Consider the following 20540-nt stretch of genomic DNA (forward strand, 5'->3'; position numbering starts at 1 on the left):
CAAAAACCAAAGCCCAGATTAGAAGAAAAGAAGGACCAAAGTTTAAAACTTAATCTAACTGCAATATTGTTAAAATCATACTTGGTATAACAGGTGCTCCGCTAGGTTCAATGCATTCAATTCCTAGCCCTTCATTTAGTTCTTCAACACACATCATAATGTTCAGAGTGTCTCCTTTGTTCAATTTTGTTAGTACCTGTAAAATGGCAACGTCTTTGACATCAGGATCTTTAATAGTTCGTCTAATGTTAGAGTTCGGAACATCCACATTATTGACTCTAAGCCACACATCTACCCATCTTGAAATATTACCAGATTCTTTTGCAATCTGAGGACCTGCAATAATCAAATACATTCCCGTATTGTTAATAGTAATTTGTCCTTTGTCAAATGAAATATGATGCTCACCACCATAGGTATCTTCTTGGGTATCTAACTCAATCTCAACTGGTTGTAAGGTAGTCGGTCTTTGAGTTACACATGAAGAAAATTGGCCAAATGCTTTTTGAAAAGTGAGATTATTTTTTAACAATCAATTTTACAAAAATTAATTCTATATAACATTATGTTTCACAATTTAAAAAAATTATGATATGAAGATATGCTTATATGTATTTAAGAAATTAAATTTTGATGAAAAATATTTTTTTATCATTTGTGATTATTTTATTTTCTACAATGATTCTAGCTTCACTTACCATCAATTATGCAGAAGCAAGAGCAGATTTAGAACGTTGTGGTTTTTTTGAAGTCAATGAGAATTGTGATTTATCCGGACTGTATCACTTAATTCTTGGAGATGTTATAATTGGAGGAATATTAGGAGCTGTTTTTTTCGTTTTAACTGAAAGAAACAATAGAGCTATTCAAAAGATTATCGCATCTGAAAAATCATGGTCAGATGCAAGAAGAGATTTTGCAGTTAGAAATATGAAAGATGCATTAAATACAATCATGTTTATTTCAGGAAGAATCAAGAAGTTAACTGAAATATATAACAAAAAAGGGGTAACAGATCCAAAAGAGGAAATTAAAGAGAAAATTAAAGATGAAGAAGCAGTTCTTCAGAGATTCTTACAAACTGCACGAAATGGATTAATTTATTCTAGTGATGTTTTCGATCCTGTCGTCATGTATCAAATTGAAGGAATGTGTACATTTATCAGTCAAATGTCAACAGTTCATGAAGGAGAAAAAATTCTTTTTCCAAAATACAATGATGCAATTCTCAAAATCAAAATTTTATACAAACAACTTCAAACATATAGAAATTTGACTCATTCATTTGAAGAATATGTTGAAGAATAGTAAATTGTTAACTAGTAATTTTTTGAATAGATTTTAAAGGAAATATTTTACGCCGGGAAAGGGATTCGAACCCCTGCACGCTTGCACGTAGCCGTTTTCGAGACGGCCGCCTTACCACTTGGCTACCCCGGCAATTAATATGAAATTTTCTCCATAATAAAGCAAATCAGAACTAGGATTTTTTATCAATTTCAAATAATTCATCATTGAATCTTTTTTTGATTTGTGTCTTGGTACGATTCCATTCTTCATCAGAAATATTATCAGTAAAAATAGAATAAAACCCTAAATCTGTTTTCAGAATAGAACAGATTTCCTGTTTTTCAGAATCAGATAAAGGAAAATACGAAGTAATTCTGGAAACAGTATTATCAGAAGATTTTATTTCAAATATTTTATCTTCAAGATAGGATGGGAGATTCAGTTTTGACATAATATATTGTAAATAAAATCAATATTAAAATCGATTTTTTCAAAAACCCGATCAGATTAAAAAGACAAACACAAAATAGCATAAAATTTCAACCAAAATCATGGGGTTAAATCTAAAAGATTTAGTTGTCAGAGAGAAAACAACATTAGAAGCATTTTCAAACAAAGTAATTGCAATTGATGCATACAATGCAATCTATCAATTTTTAGCAAGTATTAGAGGTCCAGATGGATTACAATTATCAGATGCAGAAGGCAGGATCACTAGTCATCTTAGTGGATTGTTATACAGAAACGTAAATTTTCTATCACTAGGGATAAAACCAGTTTATGTCTTTGATGGAAAACCACCATCCCTCAAAACAGCAGAAATTGAGCGTAGAAAACAAATCAAAATGGATGCCACCATAAAATACGAAAAAGCAATTGCAGATGGAAACATGGAAGACGCCAGAAAATATGCTCAACAAACCACAAGTATGAAAGATGGAATGGTAAAAGAATCAAAACAACTTTTGACATATTTTGGTATTCCATATATCGAAGCCCCATCAGAAGGAGAGGCAACTGCAGCTCATCTAACAAACACAGGGCAAGCATATGCTTCTGCAAGTCAAGATTTTGATTCAATTTTATGTGGTGCAAAAAGACTAGTCAGGAATTTTACAAACAGTGGTAGAAGAAAGATACCAAACAAAAACACATACATCGATATTGTTCCAGAAATTATTGAAACCCAAAAAACATTGGACTCATTAGAATTAACACGTGAAGAATTAATCGATGTGGGAATATTAATTGGGACTGATTTTAATCCCAATGGATTTGAAAGAGTCGGTCCAAAAACTGCACTTAAAATGATCAAACAATATTCAAGATTAGAAGATATTCCACAAATTCAGGAACAATTAGAAGAAATTGATTTTCAACAAATCAGAAAAATATTTTTGAATCCCGAAGTTGCAGATGTAAAAGAAATTGTCTTTGAGGATGTAGATTATGAAGGAATGATCAATTATCTTGTAAAAGAAAGGAGTTTTTCTGAAGACAGAGTAACCTCGACATTAAACAGATTAAAAAAAGCATTGGAAAAGAAAAGTCAAAATCTGGACCAGTGGTTCTGAAAATATTTCAATTTAATAACTAGTTCTTACAATTTTAAAAAATGCCGCAAACAGAAGCAAGAAAAACACTCAAAGATGCACCAGTGATGTGGAGAAGAATCAATTCCATAGGAGCAATACTTGACTGCAATTCCACTTATGCTGCAAACCTAGGATATGCAAAATCAGAGATTTTAGGTAAGACAATATTTGAACACGTGCCCAAAGAAGAGTGGCAAGACATGAACAATTCCCTCAAAACATGGTTTGAAACAGGAAAAGTAACTGACAGGAAAATCATATTCAAGAGACAAGACGGGAGTACATTTCCAGGAATGCTACATGCCACAAGCCTATATGATGAAAACAAAAATCTTCTAGGAAGCAATACTGTGATTTTTGACCTTACACAAATGACAGATGAAAAAATAAAAGAGTATGAACAGTTTTTCAAAGATGCAAATAACAGATTAGATGAAATCAAAGAAAAAGAATACAATGAATTAGACGAAGAATCAAAATCTGAATATGATGGACTAAAAGATATGTTTGAGATGTTATCTACAATTGATTTAAAGAAAATTTAATTTGATTCTTGAATAGATTTTTGAATTTCATCAAAAGCAGTTTGTACTTCAGTAACAGCAGCACCATCTTCTAAAGTGCTAACATCACCAATCTTTTCGTTATTTCCAATTGCCTTAAGCAATCGTCTCATAATTTTTCCACTTCGGGTCTTTGGTAATTTTGAGACAAAATAGATTTGTTTAGGAGTGGCGATTGCACCAATATCAGTTCTAATTTTTTCAACAAGTTCTTTTTCTAAAACTTTTGTGTCAGCGGTAACTCCTTCTTTAAGTACAACAAATGCAATTATCACTTCACCTTTAACTTCATCAGGAATACCACATGCAGCTGATTCAGCAACATCATCATGAGAGACAATACAACTTTCAAGTTCAGCAGTACCAATTCTATGTCCTGCAACTTTTAAGACATCATCTGCACGTCCAAGTAGCCAAATATATCCATCTGAGTCTTTTAGAGCATAGTCTCCAGGATAGTAACAGTTCTCATATTTTGACCAGTATACTGTCTTGTATTTTTGATCATCACCCCATAGTGTCAAAAGCATTCCAGGCCAAGGATTTCTAATTACGAGATAACCCTTGGTATCAGGTGCAACATCATCGCCATTTTCATCTACAACAGTGATATTTACGCCTGGAATAGGACGTGTTCCAGAGCCAGGTTTTAGTGGAATTGTTTCTATGCCAGGTAAAGGGGAAATCAACATTCCTCCAGTCTCTGTTTGCCACCAAGTATCAATTATTGGACACTTTTCTTTACCAATAGTTTTGTAATACCATTTCCAAACTTCAGGATTGATTGGTTCTCCAACAGTTCCAAGTAATCGTAATGATGAAAGATCAAATGAATTTGGAATATCATCTCCAAATTTCATAAACATTCTAAGCGCAGTTGGTGTGGTGTAAAAAATTGTGGCGTTGTATTTTTGTAAAATATCCCACATTCTTGACGCATCAGGAAAATCAGGTGCACCCTCATACATAATCTCTGTTGCACCATGTAACAAAGGTGCGTAAACAACATAACTATGACCAGTAACCCATCCAATATCAGCTGTACAAAAAAATACATCAGAATCTTTAATGTCAAATGCCCATTTGAAAGTAGAATGAAGATGAGTCAGATATCCGCCGGTTCCATGTAAAACACCTTTTGGTTTTCCAGTAGTTCCCGAAGTGTACAAAATGTAAAGTGGATGTGTACTATCTAATTTTTCTGCAGGGCAATCATCAGATGCATTTTCCATTAGTTCATTCCAAAGTTTATCTTTTGAAGACATTGAAATTTCATTTTTTGTTCGTTCCACAACTACAACATTTTTAACAAAATCAAAGTCTTTGATTGCTTCATCAACTACCTCTTTGAGTTTTACAATTTTTCCACGACGATAGCCTCCATCTGCAGTGACTATAACTTTGGATTTTGAATCATCAACTCTGTCTTTAATAGATGTTGCACTAAATCCTGAAAAGATAACAGTGTGAGGTGCTCCAATTCTAGCACATGCCAACATTGCAATTGGCAATTCTGGAATCATTGGAAGATACAAAGTCACACGATCTCCTTTTTCCACACCAAGAGATTTGAGAACATTTGAGAATTTTTTGACTTGAGACAACATCTCAGAATATGTGAGAATCTTAGAATCACCATTCTCACCTTCCCATAATATGGCAGGTTTTTGGGATTTTGTCTCCTGATGGACATCTAGAGCGTTGTATGAGGCATTAATTGTGCCTCCAACAAACCATTTTGCAAAAGGAGGTTGCCAATCTAAGGTCTTGCTCCAAGGCGAAAACCAGGTGAGTTTTTTTGCCTGATCATCCCAAAATGAGACATAATCAGAATCGGCTTTACTGCGGATGGTGTTATCATTATTTCCAAGCCCGATATCATAGGTCTCAGCCAACAAAAAGTGTATGAACTAAGATCTTTCTAAATGTTAAAAAAATAATTAAAAAAATTATTGTGCTTCCATTCTAGCAAGCCAATCATTATCGTTGTCGTCTTTTGGAGTCTCTGCGGTCACCTGTTGGGGTGGTTCTGGAAATGCAAATGTTACTTCAGATTCTGTTGGAGGTTCTGGCATAGGGGATGCGCTTACCTCAATTGGTTCTGAAGGTGTTGTAACGGGTTCTGTTGGTGCTTCCGGAAGACTTGTTTGAACTACTTGTTGTGGTTCATTTGTCTCCAGATATGAAACGGCTGATTCTTGGATGTCTGGTGTAGGAGGAGCTGTTATCTCTTGCACTTCCAATGACAAGTCTGCAATTCTACTCTTAACATTCTCAATTTCTGCGACTTCGTGAGTTACATGCTCAATTACCTCAGTTGTGCATGCTTTCACAGTTTCAAATGTTTCTTCAGAGATTTCATTGCTCTTGTATTGTACTTTTGCATCAAATGATAACATCTTTGCAGACTTCATTTGTTCATCTAACTCTGTCAATCTTGCCTCAAGTTTGGCTTTGATTTCACTTTCTGTTTCATCTAATGATACAAGTTTTGACTTGTATTTTTCATGAATGATTTCTGCATCTTCTTTCATGTCATCATTTTCTGAAACAATATCAATCAAGGCCTTTAGACGACGTAACGTTAGTTGTTTTTCACGAATGAGTCTTTGTGAGTCGAGTCTCCATTTTGGAATGAAAATAACTACATCGCCTTGAACTACTAGTTGCTCATATTGGATTTGCTGTAATCCTTGAGAACCGCAGTCAACGCCGACGGATTGAATACTACCGTCAATGTCAGTTATTGTTCCTGCAACTTTACCCATGAATGTTCCGTACATGTCTTTGACGTTTTTACCGATTATCTCGATATCGTCTTTGGTCATGTGAGTAACTTTAGAGATTTGTATAACCAACAAAGTGTAAGTAATCTTTTTAGTTTTGGTAAGATTATTTTTACTAACTCAAAATCACATATTTTGTAGAAATTTTAAAATTTAGAGGTCAATTAGTAGGCTCATGATTCAAAGAGAAGAACTTGAACAGATTTTGAATTTTGTATCAAACAGATGGTCTGAAGTTGCTAAAGAAAAAGACAGTAAAGTTATGGAGAATTTGCCAAGTGATTTTTGGATGAATTCTGTTGGAGGTAAAACTGCCAACAATGGCTTTTGGGTCACCACTTTGATGTATACTGAAAATGAAGCTGATGCAGCTGCATTCAAAGAAGTGTTACTTAGATGGCAAGCAAAAGGCCAAGAAGGCAATAAAGACAAAGCCCCCGATCTAATTCAAATTGGAAAAAAGAAATAGACTATTAATAATTGAAAAACCTGACAACAATATTGTCAGAATTTTCAGTTAAAGAAAAAAAGATTTTATCAGATCATTTTTCAAATACTGATGGCAATGTGTTTGCCATAATTACACCACAACAAGTTGATCGTGGTGCATTAATGTCAAGATACAGTCGAACTGACAAAAGTATGCGACGAATTTTTCTTGATGAATTTTTGAAAAATAAAAACAGAGGAGAGGAATTTTACAATAGAGTACTTTTAGAATATGGGGATGATTCAGTTGCAGAACTTGGAGAAGCACAAATTGCAATTGAAGGATTATCAAACATTGCAGTAAAAAAAATTGAAGACAGAAGAATTGGGTTATCATATTTAGAAAAATCATCAAGATACGTTGCATGGAACAAAAAAGAAAAAGGAAAATACAGATTTTACAGAGATCCAGAAATTATGAAATCTAAATTTGCAGATATGTATGAAGAAACATGTAATTTTTCATTTGATGTTTACTCAAGAAACATTGAACCAATGATAAATTATGTAAGAGAAAAATATCCAATTGAAAAATACAACTTTAAAGATTCAAGAGATGGGAAAGAAAAATCATTTTCTAAATTAAAAAATGAAAGTGACATAAATTCTGCAAATATGATTTACAAAGGTTCAACAAAAGCTAAAGCATTGGATATTTTGAGAGGGCTATTACCTGCATCAACTTTGACAAATGTAGGAATCACAGGTAATGGAAGAGCATTTGAATATCTCCTTACAGTTCTAGCCTCATCTGACCTCAAAGAAGAGCAAGATTTAGCCTCAAAAATCAAGATAGAACTTGATAAAATCATAAAATCATTTGTTCGAAGAGCAGATGACAAACATGGAAAGGCATTTCAAAAATACCTCAGAGATGTGAAAAATAAATCAAAGGCAATATCAACAAAACAAATTAAATCAAATCCAAAAAAAGGAACTAGAACAAAATTAGTAGATTATGAATCAGAAAAAGTTGCAATTGATAAAATTATCACAAGTATAATGTATGAGCAATCTCCAAGTACATCATATCAAGACATTTTGCAACAAGTTAAAAAAATGTCAATGAAAAATAAAACAAAAATCATTGACGAATTTGCAAAACTTAGAACAAACAGAAGACATAGACCATCACGAGCATTTGAAAATGTCTATTATACATTTGATTTGTATAACAATTTTGGAATGTTTAGAGACTTTCACAGACATAGAGCGTTAACATTAGAAAGGCAATTACTTACAACAGATCATGGATACAACATCCCTAATGAAATAAAGATTCTAGGTATTGAAAAGGACTTTAAAGATTGTATGAACAAAACAAAAGAAACATTTGATAAAATTAGAAAAAAATATCCCGAACAAGGACAGTATGTAGTAAACTTTGCATATAATTATCCATACTTTATAAAATTCAATTTAAGAGAAGCATGTCATTTAATAGAATTAAGAACAGTACCACAAGGACATGTTGATTATAGAAGGGTTGCACAACAAATGTTTCAACAAATTAACAAAGTACATCCAAGTTTAAGCAAAATCATGAAGTTTGTAGATATGAAAGAATATGATCTAGAGAGATTTGAATCAGAAAAAAGAACTGAAGAAAAAAGAAAGAAATTGAAATAGAAAATATTGAAATATTTTAAAAAAGAATCCATACCATGACAGAAAAAATCAGAAAAACACCAGAAGAATGGAAAGAACAGTTAACACCTGATCAGTATGAAATTTGCATAAATCACGGAACAGAGCCGCCATTTTCTGGAAAATATAACAATTCAAAACTTGAAGGGAAGTTCAAATGTACGTGTTGCGGGGAAGAATTATTCTCATCAGATGCAAAATTTGATTCAGGTTCTGGTTGGCCAAGTTTCTGGGAGCCAGTTTCAGAAGACAAGATCGAGTACATTTCAGACACATCATATGGAATGGTAAGAACTGAAGTCAATTGTAACAAGTGTGGAGCACACTTAGGACATGTTTTTGATGATGGACCCCAGCCTACAAACCAAAGATATTGTATCAATTCAATTTCATTACAACATGAAAAAGATGATGAAGGTCAATAATTTCAAAAATTATTAATAAAACACATTTAATGATAAGAAAATTAAATGAAAAAGAAAATGGACAACAAACATTGGAAAAGGAATGACGTGATTTGAGAATAATATTGTGTGGATTTGGTGTTGTTGGCCAAAGTTTAGTTAAATTATTTGATTCTAGAGCAGAGGATTTGTATGCAAAGTACGGATTAAAACCCAGAGTTGTAGGGGTTTTTGACAGTAAAGGGAGTGCAGTTAATCCTTCAGGATTAGATTTAAACAAACTTATCGAAGTCAAGAAAAAATTTGGAACTGTAAAAAATTATGCTGACACAAAAAATACAATGTCAGGTATCGACATGCTCAAAAATGTGGAAGCAGATGTGCTCATTGAAACTACTGCAAGTAATTACAAAGATGCAGAACCAGGAATGACACACATCACAACTGCAATGAAAAAAGGAATGCATGTGATCTCAGTAAACAAAGGTCCATTGGCACTTGCATTTCCCTCACTAATGGAGCTTGCAACATACAATCAAGTTATGTTCAAATTTAGTGGGACAGTTGGTGGAGGAACACCAATTCTAGATTATGCAAAAAATAGCCTTAGCGGAGAGAGAATCATATCATTTGCAGGCATTCTAAATGGAACAACAAATTATATCCTAACAAACATGGCAACAGGAATTTCATATGAAGATGCGCTCAAGGATGCCCAAGAGAAAGGATACGTAGAAGCAGATGAGTCTTTAGATTTAGACGGTCTTGATGCAGCAGCTAAATTAGTAATTCTTGCAAATTGGATTATGGGAATGAAAGTAACAATGCCAGACATTAATTGTACTGGAATTCGTAAAGTAACAACTGAAGACATCAAAAAGGCAGCTAAAAACAATTGTTCAGTAAAATTAATCGCATCATGTAACAAAGAACTGATAGTTGCACCAAAAGAGGTTTCAAATGATGATCCACTTTGTGTAAATGGGACACTTAATGCAATTGCATTTACATCAGAGCATTCAGGCACACAAACAATAATCGGAAGAGGTGCAGGAGGTATGGAAACTGCCAGTTCCATTCTAAGAGATTTGCTAGACATTAGACAAGAGATCGCAAGAACTTGAAGTCAAATCTAATTTCAAAGAGTGAGACATCTGCACTCTTAAAAACAGTTTCAGAAGAGTGGGGAATCGAATTTCCTAAAATCAAAAATCTTAAAGTACATCAAATTTTAGATGACGCACAAATCATTACAGGAAATGGAATTAAAATTCTAAAAATTAATGATGATTATTTGCCGTTTTTATCAGAAACAGAAACTCTAGAAAAATTTCCTAGTGTTACAGTAGATATGGGTGCAGTCAAATTCATGTGTAAAGGTGCAAATCTGATGAGGCCAGGAATCAAATCATTTACTGAATTTGAAAAAGATAAACTGGTTTGTATTGTTGAAGAATCGCAACACAAATTCTTAGCAGTAGGAAAATCAGTTGTATCAAGTGAAGAATTAGAAAAAATGGATAAAGGCGAAGTTCTAAAAAACCTTCATTATATTTCAGATAAATTCTGGGAAACTGGAAAAACGATTTATGATTAACTTGGTCTTTTTAATTTTTTAACAAATTCTTGTAAATTTTTGATATGAGTTCCTTCCCAGTAGATCTGACCACAATTTTCACACCTCCAAAATTTTTCGTTATTATCAAAAACGCCTTGAGGTATATTTTTTGAAATTTTTGATTTTTCTACCATAGAAGTTAGAGAATTGCATTTTGTACATCTTGCAATATCACCAGAAATACCATTTAATTTCAAATTAGTTTGTTTGATAATTTCTAAAAATTGTTCAATTTCATTTTCTTGAGTAAGATAGACAACAGAAATGTTATTCTTTTTTGCTTTGTTAGTTAATTCACTATCTTTAGTAATGATCACTCTGTTCTCATTTTTAGATTTTTCAATTAATACAGAATCATCAACATCAGACAAATATTCTGAATCAAAACCTAATAGACGTAATTTTTTGGCAATATTGCCAAGCATAGCATCAACACAGAATAACATTATTTGTTAAAATTTTATTTTATTTCTTCTGTAAATTCTTCTGTACCATCTTTGGTAATTACAAGAACATCCAAACCGTCACCACTTGCAGAATCTCTAAGTGATGCTGCACGTACTGCACGTTTTGCCAAATCAATTGCTTCATCCTTTGTCATGTTTGGTTTGAATTGAGGATCAAGTACACCTAATGCCATTTCAGCACCAGTTCCAACTGCTGCATATTCATCAGGAAGAACGGAACCTAATGGGTCCAAAGTATACATAATTGGTTTATCTACAACACCACCAACTATCACCTGAGTCAATAATGGGAAATATCTTCTCTCATACATCATATTTGACATCATTTTGGCAACAGTGTTTGGAGGAACATCTCTTTTGAGTTCCATTTTTCTAATTTTAGCAAGAGCAGCAATTTGTAATGATAAAATCTGCATATCGGCGACAAGACCAGCACAAGTTGCTCCAACTTTAGGAGTGATAGGAAAAGTCTTCTTTGTGGTTTTGCTTACCAGAAAGTTTCCAAATGCGATCCTTTTTTCGCTAGCAAAAACTACGCCACCATCAAAAGTAATTCCAACAGCAGTTGCTCCTGGCATATACATTGACATATTTCAAATAATTTTGCAGCATAATAAAGGGCTTTCTACAATTTACAGAGAAACAATCAGCAAAATAGTTATACTAAAAAAAAATCTTTGAGTCATGGCTACTAGTGAAATTAGCAAACGAAATTTTGTAGACATTTCGTTTATGGGTCTAAGATCATCAATAGGTGTGATCTTCATTGTTGCAGGCATGTCTAAACTTGGCAATCCAGGGTTTGGAGGATTTTTGAGTAGTTTAGGATTACCACCAGAAATGCACATACCCATAGCATTAGCAGAATTAATTCCAGGAATTCTATTAATCATAGGAGTTTTGAGTAGAATTTCTGCATCACTGATTTCAATAATTATGATAGGAGCAATTTTTGTCGTAAAAGAAGCTCAAAGTCTCACAGGAGATGGAGGGTATCGCATTGATTTGATATTGCTTGCAGCATGCTTGGTAATAGTTGCAGGAGGTCCAGGTAGAGTTTCACTAGCACATATTGTTAAGAAACTACCTAGATGCCTCCATTAGGACTTTCCAAAATTCTCCATTATCAAACATGTACATTTTGTCATTTTCTTGAGTAAGTCAATTCGTGCAAATTCATTTGGAGAATGAATTCTTGAAAACATGTAGGTACTTCCTATTGAAATGCAAGGAGCCTTTAGTACATCAACAAAAGGATACATCGGACCAGTGCCAGCATTTGATACGTTTAGAATGGATTTTCCAAAGGATTTGTTAGCTGCATCTTTTACTTGAGATACAAATGGATTTGAAGAATTTGTTCTAGCAGCTGCTTCCCCATGAAATACTTTGATTCCAATATCAGAGAATCCATGTGATTTTAGATGTTTTTTCAAACGTGTGACTTGTTTTTTTGGATCCATTTTAGGAATCAATCTAAAATCAATCTTTACAAGGGATTCTGAAGGAAGTACAGTTTTTGCACCATCTCCAGTATATCCAGAAATGAATCCTGCAATATTACAAGTGGCATCTCCAACTAGAGCCTTTTTTGCATCAATTCCTTTCTTATTTCCAACAAATGACTTGATGCCAAATTCCTTTTTGAAGTCATTTTCATCAAAGGGTTCACTTTGAATTAATTTCAAATCTTGTTTTGAGAAAGGAGTTACCTCTTTGTACCAATCTTTGATGAGTATTTTTCCATTGGAATCACGTAGAGTGTGAACTGCTTCAATCAATCGCCATGCAGGATTTTTTATCAAAACTGCCAAACTAGAATGTGCATCTCTGACAGATTCTTTGACAGATAATTCGACAAAGAGTAATCCCTTCATTCCAAGTCCAATAATAGGTCTATTTTTTGCATCAACATATCCAAATTCCCAGATTACGCCATCACAAGCAAATTTCTTTTTGTATTTTTTTAGATAATCTTCAATATGAGCACTGCCAGTCTCCTCTTCACCTTCAATTACAAATTTTATGTTACAAGGAACATCACCAGTTGTTTTAAGACAAGCCTCAACTGCTTTGATTCTAGTAATTAGTTCGCCTTTGTCATCAGTTGCTCCACGTCCAAAGATTTTGTTTCCTTTACGAACTCCACTAAATGGTGGAGAATCCCATAAATCAAATGGCTCAGCTGGTTGTACATCATAATGATTGTAAAACATGAGAGTTTTGTTGGGATTTTGTTTTGACTTTATTTCACCATAAACAATAGGAGCTACACCTTTTCTTAGTCGTAAAATTTCAGATTTTACTCCAGCCTTTTTCAATAATTTTTGAACTAATTTTGCACATTCTTCGATTCCTTCGTTTTTTGCAGAGACACTAGGCTGTCTAATCAGCGTTTGAAGATCTGAAATCAGATTTTCCATGTGAGTATCAATATGTTTTAGGGGATTCATGGCCTTACACTATTTTATCAAAGGGCTTCATTACAGAGGGGATCTCAGTTAGAAGATCCATTGAAGTCATATGCAATCCCAGTTTCTTTTGGACTACTTTTCCTGCCAATCCATTGACAAATGCAGCAGCTGCTGCAGATTCCAGAGGTTTTCTATTTTTTGATAGTAATCCTGCAACCAATCCAGACAAAACATCTCCAGTTCCACCAACAGTCATTGCAGGAATTTTTTTCTCATAGAGATAAGTAGTGTTTCCATCAGAGATAACGTCAGTTGCACCTTTTAGTAAAATAGTAATTCCAAACTTTTTTGCTTTTTCTTCTACTAATTTTATTCGTTCATTTTTAGAATTAGAAGGTTCTTGTCCAAACAGTCTTTTGAATTCTCCTGCATGAGGAGTAACTACAACATTCTTGTTTGCCAAAAGAGGCAACACTTCAGGAATTAATGCACTAGCATCAAGGGACAATCTAACATCTCTATCCAAAAGGGATTTGACAAGATGCAAAAGTGCATTTTTTTCTTGAACAGCAAGTCCCATTCCAATTGTTGCAGAATCCAGTTTTCGGGGCAATGCTCCCAAGAGTTTGTTCACAGCGCCACGGGTTAGTTTTTGATCAACCAGTGGAATTACAATCAAATTTGGAGATACAGAACGAGTAGATGAGACGTTAATTTTAGGAACAGAAGTGTAAACTAGATCAGTGCCAGATCTTAATGCTGCAACTGAAGATAGAATTGGAGCACCATGGTAAATGTAACTTCCACCAACAACTAAAACAACACCATTTTCACCTTTTCGAGATTTCGCTTTTCTAGCAGGAATGAATTTTTTCACCAGTGCAGTTGTTAGTGTTTTTCGAGCCAATATGACACCTCTAAAGAATAGATGAATAAATCTTGTTTTAAAAATTAGGAGGTTTTCTTGCTTGTTTTCTTGGTGGTTTTCTTGCTTGTTTTAGAAACAGATGTTGTTTTTGAAGAAGATTTCTTTGATTCTCTTCCAAAAAAAGCCTTTCTTGCAAAGCAGAGATAAGTGGTATGACCTATTCCTTGAAAAGAATGTCTTGTTTTTCCTTCACGAGCTTCAATTGTTCTTAAGATATGTTCGGTGGATTCAATATCAGTAAATTCATTCTCAACTAGAGCCATCGTTAATTTCTCTAATTGGTTCATTGTAGGGCATATTGCAAAGATAGAACCACTGCCTTTGAGCATTTTACGAACTTGTGGAATCACTACCCAGGGGTCACCAAGATCAATTAATGCCACATCCATATCTTCAAGGGGCATCTTCTTTGCAGTTTTCAAATCTTGGTTATGTTGTGTAACATATTTTGAGACTCCAGCCTTTTTGATATTTTTTTCAGCTATCTTCATGAAATTTTCATCAACATCAAAAGTGTAAACATGTCCACGAGGTTTTACAATACTTGCAATACATGAAGTAAGAGAACCACTACCAGTTCCTATTTCTAAAATTTTCTGACCGCTTTCAATTCCAGCCCTTGCAATAATGTAACCAATATCTTTTGGATAAACTATCTGTGTACCATGCTGTATTTTCATGACATAGTCATACATTGTTGGTTTGAGCAAATAGACATACTTGTCCTTGTTTGTGACAAGTCTAGAACCATATTCTTTTCCTATAGCATCAGAATGTTTGATAACTCCAATATGAGTATGAAGAGAATCCTTTTTTGAGATTTTAACTAGCCATTTTTTTGAATGATTAAAGTAGAATAATACAGAAGAATTTTGTTTTATTTTATCCATAAATTTTGCTGAGAAATTTTAGATAAGAATCTATGGTTTTAGAAATTAAGCACTACGCTTAAGTTTACAACTAGTTCACGAAAATTATGGATCTTAATGAACTGCATCAAAGAGAGATAGATTCGCTTCGAGATGAAAATATAGAATTGCGAAAAAAAGTCCAAGAACTTGAGGCTAAAATCAAAGAATTAGAGAGTAAAAATTGAATTTCAACTGTGTGTTTCCAGATTGCAACTACAAAGAAAACAACATCAAAGAAGAGGAATTTCTAAAACATTTGAGAGAAGAACACCATAGTGAAATCACATCTATTTCAAAAAAAGAAGAAATTTCAATAGATATGGCAGAAATGATAACAGTGTCAAATTCCAAGGTATTCATCAACTCATAGTATACAAAGTTAGCAGCAGGTGAGAATCAAGATCATTGTTAAATATCATTTTGACGTATAGTATGTAACGAGAAAACCTTTTTTCTGCGTCGTAGAATAAAGGTATGGAAAGCGTTTCATGTTAGGTCAACGTCCTAGGAAAAAATACGCTTTCCGTGTGTCTCGTTGTTTTAAAAAATTGTCATTTTAACACAAATAGTATTTTAGTAACTAAAAAAGAACAATATGAAATGGCAGAATTAAAAGTTCAAGGTTCTGGAGGATATGTTATTGCAGACCTTACTGATGAACAAGCAAAAAAAGCAGATTTGGGAGTAGGAAAATTATTTCTAGCACCAATAGGAAAAATTGAAACTGAAAAAATGTTAAAACATTATTGTAATAATTGTGAAACCGAATTTGATAATCCACCAAAAATTCAGTTAGAAGAAAGTCCTAATGAAGAAGTTGCAGATAATTTGATCTTAATTGAGAGAGGTCAATACGTCTGTGAAAAATGCAATGGAGTCATAGGAGAATACAGAGAATTCCAAAAGAAAGGCGAAGTTGGTAACGCAAGACCATCAGAATAATTGATAGGCGTACAAATAACCCGTATTCAATAAATACAGTAGTTTTTGATGATTAACATGGCAAATCAAAAATGCGTTTCTTGTGGCATAGGATTTTTCTCACCAACAGGTTCAGACAAATGTTCTAGATGTGCAGGAAAAGAAACAGAGGGTCATGGAGGACATGATTCCTGCGGTTGTGGACACAGCCATTAACTCTTTTTTCTATAACATGCATATATTGCACATATTGTGAGTGGTTTTATGGTAAAGACATCTGATGAAATGAAAAATCTTGTTGAAGAATTCATCAAAGTAACTAAGATCAATTATGAAGATCAAACTGACAAAGTCAAAGAGAAAAGCAATCTAATTGAATGGCAGTTTAGAGTAGGAACAAATGTCATTGTAAGTAAAAATGCAAACAGAGCAGACAGAATTCATTTGAATGTAAATATGAGATTCCCACCTGAAGATGCAAAATTATTGGTAATGAAAAACCCATCATTTTCAAAGGCAGTGATGGACATCAGTGAAATATGTACAATTTGTAATGTAGGACATCAGTGGGTAAAAGACAAAGAAAACATTGCAGGTTTGGCAATATTTTCACATGTTGATGAACAAATTTTAGACAGAATATCATTTCATGACACCTGGGATAATGTTGCAAGAGTAACTGCACATATTCAAAAAATCCTTCGTTCTAATTTTAGCGGTTTTTCAGGACAGGCAAATTCGGATGAGACCACTGAAAAGTCAATGTATGGATAATAGCAAAAAGCAAGGTTTATTGACTTTGAATATTCAATTTTCTTAATTGGTTTGCATGCCAAATAGTGTTTACCGAGTATTGGCCAAGAAATGATCAAACAAGAGTTGAGTTATTTTTATGTTCTCCAAGTAGACAAAAGATACAAGTATCATAATAGACATTGGATATTTTTCGTTCACATCCACACTTGCAAGGGCATATTTTGTTCATTGTCGTTAAAAGATATTTTTTATGAACTTAAGTATGATTAACTAGTCTTTAGATTCTTCATAATTTTCGTCACTTTCATAATTTTCTTTCAAGTCAAGTTGATGCTGTTCGTCTTTCATCTCTTCTTGCTCAGCTGACCTATTTTCAGAATCAGTTGATGTGTCTTTAGTTTTTTTGAATTTGTCTAGAAATCCCATAACATCTATACATTTTCTAAGAACTTAAGCATATTGATTAGTATCAAAAGAGTTTAGAATCTAACCCTAACTATCCAAATAACCACGTTCATTTACGTGATAGGCCGTTAGGAACTATGTTGTATTGCCACTTTTGTGAGAAATGTTATGTGTTATGTGAAAAGATTAGAGAGTCAGATACTCAATGGTGGGTTTGCCCTAGTTGTCATTTCCATTATCCAGTTGAATGATTAGAATCTAAGTGCTCTTTATGTATAATGAACTGCCTATTACATTATGACAAAAGAAGAAAAAGAAAAAATCTTTGAAGAAGTTATTTTAGGTCTTAGAAAAAAATTCACCGATTATGATAAAGAATACCTAGAGGAAAAGTATCGAAGACTACCTTTAGACTAGAGTTTAGAATCTAAGTAAAGGTCACAAACCAATCATTCTCTTGGTTTAATACGTGTCAATTGAACTGAACGTGCCGTCAATAGGTTTGTAGGTAAAACCAAATTAGGCACATACGGAAGCAAAAACCTTCATTTTAATCATCATCCTTCTTCATTCAAAAATTCTCCATCATCCTCAAATCCTGTTTTAGGAGTTGTCATGTCAAAACCAATTTCTTTGCATTGAGGGCATTTTGAAATGTTTATGATCCCCACTATTTTAGAAAAATTATTCCCACATTTTTCGCATACATGTGATTTATTCATAGACGTCACTGATTACATTTTCTAATTAATTAAGATGTTGTAAAAACCGTTTTGAATATCAGAATTTCATTATGTACAGGATAAGGTATCTTTCACAATTCATTTGATTATGATTTTATATTTGCAAAGCAGGTCAAGAAATAACCTCAAATCTTTTTTGTGTTCCTTTTCTGACTCGTTTAGTTCCTTGAGCAAGTCTTTGTAGTCATAATCTGAATGAGATTCCATTGATTCCTGATTCACCTCGTTTATTGAGATCCTTTTTTGGATCTGTCGGATTTTGTTTTCTCCGTATTCTATTGTAGAATTAATCTTCTGCATATACTCATTAGGATTTTGCTTTGAATTATCCTGCTGTCCAGTCATTTTTGCAACTATCTCATGGTTTTGCAGAATCTGATTCCATTCCTCAAGTGTTAATGGATATTTTAGTATGCAAACTTCAGTTCCATCAGGTATGTCTTTGTGTATGTATTCTGTAGTATGTATTACTCTATCTTCACTCAATTTGGTTTTGTAAGATAACATATTTGATGTCATTGGATAGATTCCTTCTTCCACACATTACACGCAGGACATCTGTTTGTTAACTTGTTTGTTATTTTTTTTAAGAACACGTTACCACAATTCTCACAGGATCTCAAATCATCAATTGAAATCATGATCTTATGCCGTTTTTCCTGCAATGCGTGTTGCCTTTTCTTTCAAATGAGTCTTTTCATGAAGAAGTAGTTTTTGAATATCCCCTTCAGAGGAATCCCAAGTAAATTTGCAGTATTTGCAATGATATGTCATTTATTTTTCTACCCCCACGGGTTTCTTTTCTTCGGATTCTTTGAATGCGTTTACGTCCTTTGATGTCTTTTCTTTTTTTCCTTTTAGTCTTGCAAAAATATTTTTTAACATGATTATGTTGGTCGTTCCTGCTTATTAAGACATGATGAAAATGATTTACTATAGAATAGACACAACTATACTTCCCCTTAACTATTAGTGACCAGCCACAATAGTCATTATAATGAAAAAACAAACAAAACATCCACAAATTAACAAAAATAACAAAACAAAACCTGAAAATTTAGCTAAAAAAGAATATTTGGAAACTCTTGATAAATTAAAAAAAGACATCAGGGAAGAACAAAATTAGAATTCAAGTGGAATTGATCAGAAACAAAATCATGGCAAAAAGAATAGAAGAAAAGGACTGTAGTTTACCCAAAAATAAGAAGAATCTCAAGTCACAATAATTACAAATCGGTTAAGATCCGGTACAATAATGTCTCTAGTTTGAATTACGAAGATTAACCTGTATTTTCTATTTTTTCATAACATTTTTGTCCAGTTCTTTTCCATATGAATTCCGAAGTAAAATAGGAGTTATGAATATAGTTACCAATACAACCAAGACTATTGTAGAATAAATTATCTCATCAAATATTCCTGCAGATAACCCAACTCCCATAGTGATAAATGCTACCTCTCCTCTGCCAATCATCCCATATCCGACGCGCAATCCCTTTGTTCTATTTTTTAACATAACTATTGAAGGAAGTCCACATCCAATAATTTTGCTAAATATCGCCACTGCCAAAATCACAATAAAGAAAACAAAATTCATTTCATTAATCTGTGCAAGATTGACATGTGCACCAATGATAACAAAAAACAATGGCTCTACAATCACCTTTAACCTTCCCACAAATTCCCTTACCTGGCCTGCCAGCTTTGAACCCGCAAGTCCCATTCCTGCAGCAAATGCCCCGACAATAGGATTCAGCCCCACAGTGGATGCAATAGCTGCAAATCCAAATGCAGAACCCAATGATGCAGCCTCTTTGGCTCCTCTTGCCTCCAGAGAGGATGGCTTGCTCAAAGATACACCGTGGACAATTTTGGGGAGTATGAACACGGCACCCATCAAAATTAAAAACCAAAGACCGACATCTCTTGCAACGGTGAAAAATATTGATTCGACACTTGGCATAGTGTGAAGTGTAACTAGTGAAATTACTGCTGAAAGCACAGCCAATCCAACCACATCATCTAAAACCGCCGCGTTTACCAAGATGTTTCCTTCCTCTGATTTTTCCTTTTTGAGTTCTTCAAGAATTGTTACTGCAACTACAATGCTAGTTGCACTTAGCGTTGCTCCGATGATGACTGCCACTGTCCAGTCAAATCCAAACAAACTGGATACATAGTATCCTAATACCAAAGGAACTACAACACCCATGACTCCAACAACAGCAGACCGATATCCTGCTTTTATCAAACCATGAAATGTAAAGTGAAGCCCTGCTGAAAACAAAATGATAATTCCAGAAATCTGCCAAAGAGACAGCATGATTTCATTTAGATTCACTATGGAATTCTCAAAGAAAGGGATGATACCACCAAGTGCAAACGGTCCAAGCAATACACCGGCCAAAACAAATCCGACAATCTCTGAAATTTTGAAATGCTTGCAGATTTTGCCAAACAAGATGGCAGGCAAAACCATAAACAATATTCCAATCATTGTTGGTATGACATCAAATTCTGTAACCATGATCTTCAATGAAGTAGTGTCTTAATAAAAAATAAAGTAATCACTGGTTCTCAGATAGAAATTTGTATAAATCTAG

27 protein-coding genes and 1 tRNA gene are annotated in these 20540 nt (G+C 33.7%); 14 read left to right on the top strand and 14 right to left on the bottom strand.

Going from position 1 to position 20540, the window contains the following annotated elements:
- Positions 1-49: 49 nt before the first annotated feature.
- A complete protein-coding gene (locus Nisw_RS01275) occupies positions 50-532 on the bottom strand; it encodes a hypothetical protein (RefSeq protein WP_141975808.1) in 483 nt (160 codons plus the stop codon).
- A 101-nt stretch (positions 533-633) separates the two neighbouring features.
- On the opposite strand from Nisw_RS01275, the gene Nisw_RS01280 reads away from it, so the two are divergent.
- A complete protein-coding gene (locus Nisw_RS01280; protein ID WP_141975810.1) occupies positions 634-1308 on the top strand; it encodes a hypothetical protein in 675 nt (224 codons plus the stop codon).
- A 50-nt stretch (positions 1309-1358) separates the two neighbouring features.
- Here the strand turns inward: Nisw_RS01280 and Nisw_RS01285 are convergent.
- Positions 1359-1440, bottom strand: a tRNA-Ser gene (locus Nisw_RS01285).
- A 40-nt stretch (positions 1441-1480) separates the two neighbouring features.
- Positions 1481-1741 (bottom strand): hypothetical protein, encoded by a 261-nt coding sequence (locus Nisw_RS01290; RefSeq protein WP_141975812.1) that lies wholly within the window; start codon positions 1739-1741, stop codon positions 1481-1483.
- A 100-nt stretch (positions 1742-1841) separates the two neighbouring features.
- On the opposite strand from Nisw_RS01290, the gene fen reads away from it, so the two are divergent.
- Entirely contained in the window at positions 1842-2864 is a 1023-nt protein-coding gene (gene fen, locus Nisw_RS01295) for a flap endonuclease-1 (protein WP_141975814.1), read from the top strand.
- 41 nt (positions 2865-2905) lie between these two features.
- Positions 2906-3430 carry a PAS domain-containing protein gene (locus Nisw_RS01300; protein ID WP_141975816.1) on the top strand — a complete coding sequence of 175 codons (525 nt, stop codon included), beginning with the start codon at positions 2906-2908 and terminating at the stop codon, positions 3428-3430.
- On the opposite strand, the gene acs is transcribed toward Nisw_RS01300, so the two are convergent.
- Together acs and Nisw_RS01310 are read right to left on the bottom strand one after the other, a co-directional pair.
- Positions 3427-5343, bottom strand: a complete 1917-nt coding sequence (acs, locus tag Nisw_RS01305; protein ID WP_141975818.1) for an acetate--CoA ligase — start codon at positions 5341-5343, stop codon at positions 3427-3429. The genes Nisw_RS01300 and acs overlap by 4 nt on opposite strands.
- A 54-nt stretch (positions 5344-5397) precedes the next feature.
- The gene (locus Nisw_RS01310) at positions 5398-6276 is read right to left on the bottom strand and encodes a CdvA-like protein (protein ID WP_141975820.1); all 879 of its coding nucleotides are present in this window, start codon (positions 6274-6276) and stop codon (positions 5398-5400) included.
- A 133-nt stretch (positions 6277-6409) separates the two neighbouring features.
- Between Nisw_RS01310 and Nisw_RS01315 the strand changes: the two genes are divergently transcribed.
- From Nisw_RS01315 to Nisw_RS01335, 5 genes are all read left to right on the top strand, one after another.
- On the top strand, positions 6410-6703 hold the full coding sequence (locus tag Nisw_RS01315) for a hypothetical protein (RefSeq protein ID WP_141975822.1): 294 nt from the start codon (positions 6410-6412) through the stop codon (positions 6701-6703).
- 32 nt (positions 6704-6735) lie between these two features.
- Positions 6736-8352 (top strand): FAD-dependent thymidylate synthase, encoded by a 1617-nt coding sequence (locus Nisw_RS01320; protein ID WP_141975824.1) that lies wholly within the window; start codon positions 6736-6738, stop codon positions 8350-8352.
- 35 nt (positions 8353-8387) lie between these two features.
- Entirely contained in the window at positions 8388-8795 is a 408-nt protein-coding gene (gene msrB, locus Nisw_RS01325) for a peptide-methionine (R)-S-oxide reductase MsrB (protein ID WP_141975826.1), read from the top strand.
- Positions 8796-8887: 92 nt separating this feature from the next.
- Positions 8888-9898 (top strand): homoserine dehydrogenase, encoded by a 1011-nt coding sequence (locus Nisw_RS01330; RefSeq protein ID WP_141975828.1) that lies wholly within the window; start codon positions 8888-8890, stop codon positions 9896-9898.
- Positions 9895-10371 (top strand): PUA domain-containing protein, encoded by a 477-nt coding sequence (locus tag Nisw_RS01335; protein ID WP_141975830.1) that lies wholly within the window; start codon positions 9895-9897, stop codon positions 10369-10371. The genes Nisw_RS01330 and Nisw_RS01335 overlap by 4 nt, the downstream gene beginning before the upstream one ends.
- On the opposite strand, the gene Nisw_RS01340 is transcribed toward Nisw_RS01335, so the two are convergent.
- Both Nisw_RS01340 and Nisw_RS01345 read right to left on the bottom strand, forming a co-directional pair.
- Positions 10368-10817 carry a Mut7-C RNAse domain-containing protein gene (locus Nisw_RS01340; RefSeq protein WP_255430802.1) on the bottom strand — a complete coding sequence of 150 codons (450 nt, stop codon included), beginning with the start codon at positions 10815-10817 and terminating at the stop codon, positions 10368-10370. The two genes, Nisw_RS01335 and Nisw_RS01340, sit on opposite strands and share 4 nt — an antisense overlap.
- Positions 10818-10852: 35 nt before the next feature.
- Complete coding sequence (locus Nisw_RS01345) at positions 10853-11449, bottom strand: proteasome subunit beta (RefSeq protein ID WP_237087638.1); 597 nt, start codon at positions 11447-11449, stop codon at positions 10853-10855.
- A gap of 94 nt (positions 11450-11543) precedes the next feature.
- Here Nisw_RS01345 and Nisw_RS01350 point away from each other — a divergent pair, with 94 nt between their 5' ends.
- Positions 11544-11963, top strand: a complete 420-nt coding sequence (locus Nisw_RS01350) for a DoxX family protein (protein WP_141975834.1) — start codon at positions 11544-11546, stop codon at positions 11961-11963.
- On the opposite strand, the gene Nisw_RS01355 is transcribed toward Nisw_RS01350, so the two are convergent.
- From Nisw_RS01355 to Nisw_RS01365, 3 genes are read right to left on the bottom strand one after another with little or no spacing between them, the layout of a single operon-like run.
- Complete coding sequence (locus tag Nisw_RS01355; protein WP_141975836.1) at positions 11960-13312, bottom strand: M20/M25/M40 family metallo-hydrolase; 1353 nt, start codon at positions 13310-13312, stop codon at positions 11960-11962. The genes Nisw_RS01350 and Nisw_RS01355 overlap by 4 nt on opposite strands.
- Before the next feature lie 4 nt (positions 13313-13316).
- Positions 13317-14180 (bottom strand): NAD(P)H-hydrate dehydratase, encoded by an 864-nt coding sequence (locus Nisw_RS01360; RefSeq protein ID WP_141975838.1) that lies wholly within the window; start codon positions 14178-14180, stop codon positions 13317-13319.
- Positions 14181-14224: 44 nt separating this feature from the next.
- Positions 14225-15091 (bottom strand): tRNA (adenine-N1)-methyltransferase, encoded by an 867-nt coding sequence (locus Nisw_RS01365; protein ID WP_141975840.1) that lies wholly within the window; start codon positions 15089-15091, stop codon positions 14225-14227.
- Positions 15092-15308: 217 nt separating this feature from the next.
- On the opposite strand from Nisw_RS01365, the gene Nisw_RS01370 reads away from it, so the two are divergent.
- The 4 genes from Nisw_RS01370 to Nisw_RS01380 all read left to right on the top strand — a co-directional run bounded on the left by Nisw_RS01370 (position 15309) and on the right by Nisw_RS01380 (position 16807).
- Positions 15309-15482, top strand: coding sequence for a hypothetical protein (locus tag Nisw_RS01370; protein WP_255430803.1), 174 nt, complete (start codon positions 15309-15311; stop codon positions 15480-15482).
- 230 nt (positions 15483-15712) lie between these two features.
- A complete protein-coding gene (locus tag Nisw_RS01375; RefSeq protein WP_141975844.1) occupies positions 15713-16054 on the top strand; it encodes a hypothetical protein in 342 nt (113 codons plus the stop codon).
- 57 nt (positions 16055-16111) lie between these two features.
- The gene (locus tag Nisw_RS09040; RefSeq protein WP_182126749.1) at positions 16112-16249 is read left to right on the top strand and encodes a hypothetical protein; all 138 of its coding nucleotides are present in this window, start codon (positions 16112-16114) and stop codon (positions 16247-16249) included.
- 48 nt (positions 16250-16297) lie between these two features.
- Positions 16298-16807, top strand: a complete 510-nt coding sequence (locus tag Nisw_RS01380; RefSeq protein ID WP_141975846.1) for a hypothetical protein — start codon at positions 16298-16300, stop codon at positions 16805-16807.
- A 252-nt stretch (positions 16808-17059) separates the two neighbouring features.
- Here Nisw_RS01380 and Nisw_RS09045 read toward each other — a convergent pair whose 3' ends face one another.
- The 3 genes from Nisw_RS09045 to Nisw_RS09380 all read right to left on the bottom strand — a co-directional run bounded on the left by Nisw_RS09045 (position 17060) and on the right by Nisw_RS09380 (position 18711).
- A complete protein-coding gene (locus Nisw_RS09045) occupies positions 17060-17215 on the bottom strand; it encodes a hypothetical protein (RefSeq protein ID WP_185736641.1) in 156 nt (51 codons plus the stop codon).
- Between the two features lie 800 nt (positions 17216-18015).
- Complete coding sequence (locus tag Nisw_RS01385) at positions 18016-18477, bottom strand: hypothetical protein (RefSeq protein ID WP_255430804.1); 462 nt, start codon at positions 18475-18477, stop codon at positions 18016-18018.
- Between the two features lie 105 nt (positions 18478-18582).
- A complete protein-coding gene (locus tag Nisw_RS09380; RefSeq protein ID WP_255430805.1) occupies positions 18583-18711 on the bottom strand; it encodes a hypothetical protein in 129 nt (42 codons plus the stop codon).
- A gap of 223 nt (positions 18712-18934) precedes the next feature.
- Here Nisw_RS09380 and Nisw_RS09385 point away from each other — a divergent pair, with 223 nt between their 5' ends.
- Complete coding sequence (locus Nisw_RS09385) at positions 18935-19063, top strand: hypothetical protein (RefSeq protein WP_255430806.1); 129 nt, start codon at positions 18935-18937, stop codon at positions 19061-19063.
- Positions 19064-19231: 168 nt separating this feature from the next.
- Here Nisw_RS09385 and Nisw_RS01390 read toward each other — a convergent pair whose 3' ends face one another.
- Positions 19232-20464 (bottom strand): cation:proton antiporter, encoded by a 1233-nt coding sequence (locus tag Nisw_RS01390; RefSeq protein ID WP_141975850.1) that lies wholly within the window; start codon positions 20462-20464, stop codon positions 19232-19234.
- Positions 20465-20540 lie beyond the last annotated feature (76 nt).

This window comes from Candidatus Nitrosopumilus sp. SW (assembly GCF_006740685.1).
Classification (GTDB): domain Archaea; phylum Thermoproteota; class Nitrososphaeria; order Nitrososphaerales; family Nitrosopumilaceae; genus Nitrosopumilus.

What these genes read in the sequence shown, in the direction of transcription:
- Nisw_RS01280 (WP_141975810.1), top strand. Translation starts at nt 634, where the DNA reads ATGAAAAATATTTTTTTATCATTTGTGATTATTTTATTTTCTACAATG.
- Nisw_RS01290 (WP_141975812.1), bottom strand. Translation starts at nt 1,741, where the DNA reads ATGTCAAAACTGAATCTCCCATCCTATCTTGAAGATAAAATATTTGAA.
- fen (WP_141975814.1), top strand. Translation starts at nt 1,842, where the DNA reads ATGGGGTTAAATCTAAAAGATTTAGTTGTCAGAGAGAAAACAACATTA.
- Nisw_RS01300 (WP_141975816.1), top strand. Translation starts at nt 2,906, where the DNA reads ATGCCGCAAACAGAAGCAAGAAAAACACTCAAAGATGCACCAGTGATG.
- Nisw_RS01310 (WP_141975820.1), bottom strand. Translation starts at nt 6,276, where the DNA reads ATGACCAAAGACGATATCGAGATAATCGGTAAAAACGTCAAAGACATG.
- Nisw_RS01315 (WP_141975822.1), top strand. Translation starts at nt 6,410, where the DNA reads ATGATTCAAAGAGAAGAACTTGAACAGATTTTGAATTTTGTATCAAAC.
- msrB (WP_141975826.1), top strand. Translation starts at nt 8,388, where the DNA reads ATGACAGAAAAAATCAGAAAAACACCAGAAGAATGGAAAGAACAGTTA.
- Nisw_RS01340 (WP_255430802.1), bottom strand. Translation starts at nt 10,817, where the DNA reads ATGCTTGGCAATATTGCCAAAAAATTACGTCTATTAGGTTTTGATTCA.
- Nisw_RS01345 (WP_237087638.1), bottom strand. Translation starts at nt 11,449, where the DNA reads ATGTCAATGTATATGCCAGGAGCAACTGCTGTTGGAATTACTTTTGAT.
- Nisw_RS01350 (WP_141975834.1), top strand. Translation starts at nt 11,544, where the DNA reads ATGGCTACTAGTGAAATTAGCAAACGAAATTTTGTAGACATTTCGTTT.
- Nisw_RS01355 (WP_141975836.1), bottom strand. Translation starts at nt 13,312, where the DNA reads ATGAATCCCCTAAAACATATTGATACTCACATGGAAAATCTGATTTCA.
- Nisw_RS01365 (WP_141975840.1), bottom strand. Translation starts at nt 15,091, where the DNA reads ATGGATAAAATAAAACAAAATTCTTCTGTATTATTCTACTTTAATCAT.
- Nisw_RS01375 (WP_141975844.1), top strand. Translation starts at nt 15,713, where the DNA reads ATGGCAGAATTAAAAGTTCAAGGTTCTGGAGGATATGTTATTGCAGAC.
- Nisw_RS09040 (WP_182126749.1), top strand. Translation starts at nt 16,112, where the DNA reads ATGGCAAATCAAAAATGCGTTTCTTGTGGCATAGGATTTTTCTCACCA.
- Nisw_RS01380 (WP_141975846.1), top strand. Translation starts at nt 16,298, where the DNA reads ATGGTAAAGACATCTGATGAAATGAAAAATCTTGTTGAAGAATTCATC.
- Nisw_RS09045 (WP_185736641.1), bottom strand. Translation starts at nt 17,215, where the DNA reads ATGGGATTTCTAGACAAATTCAAAAAAACTAAAGACACATCAACTGAT.
- Nisw_RS09380 (WP_255430805.1), bottom strand. Translation starts at nt 18,711, where the DNA reads ATGACATATCATTGCAAATACTGCAAATTTACTTGGGATTCCTCTGAA.
- Nisw_RS09385 (WP_255430806.1), top strand. Translation starts at nt 18,935, where the DNA reads ATGAAAAAACAAACAAAACATCCACAAATTAACAAAAATAACAAAACA.
- Nisw_RS01390 (WP_141975850.1), bottom strand. Translation starts at nt 20,464, where the DNA reads ATGGTTACAGAATTTGATGTCATACCAACAATGATTGGAATATTGTTT.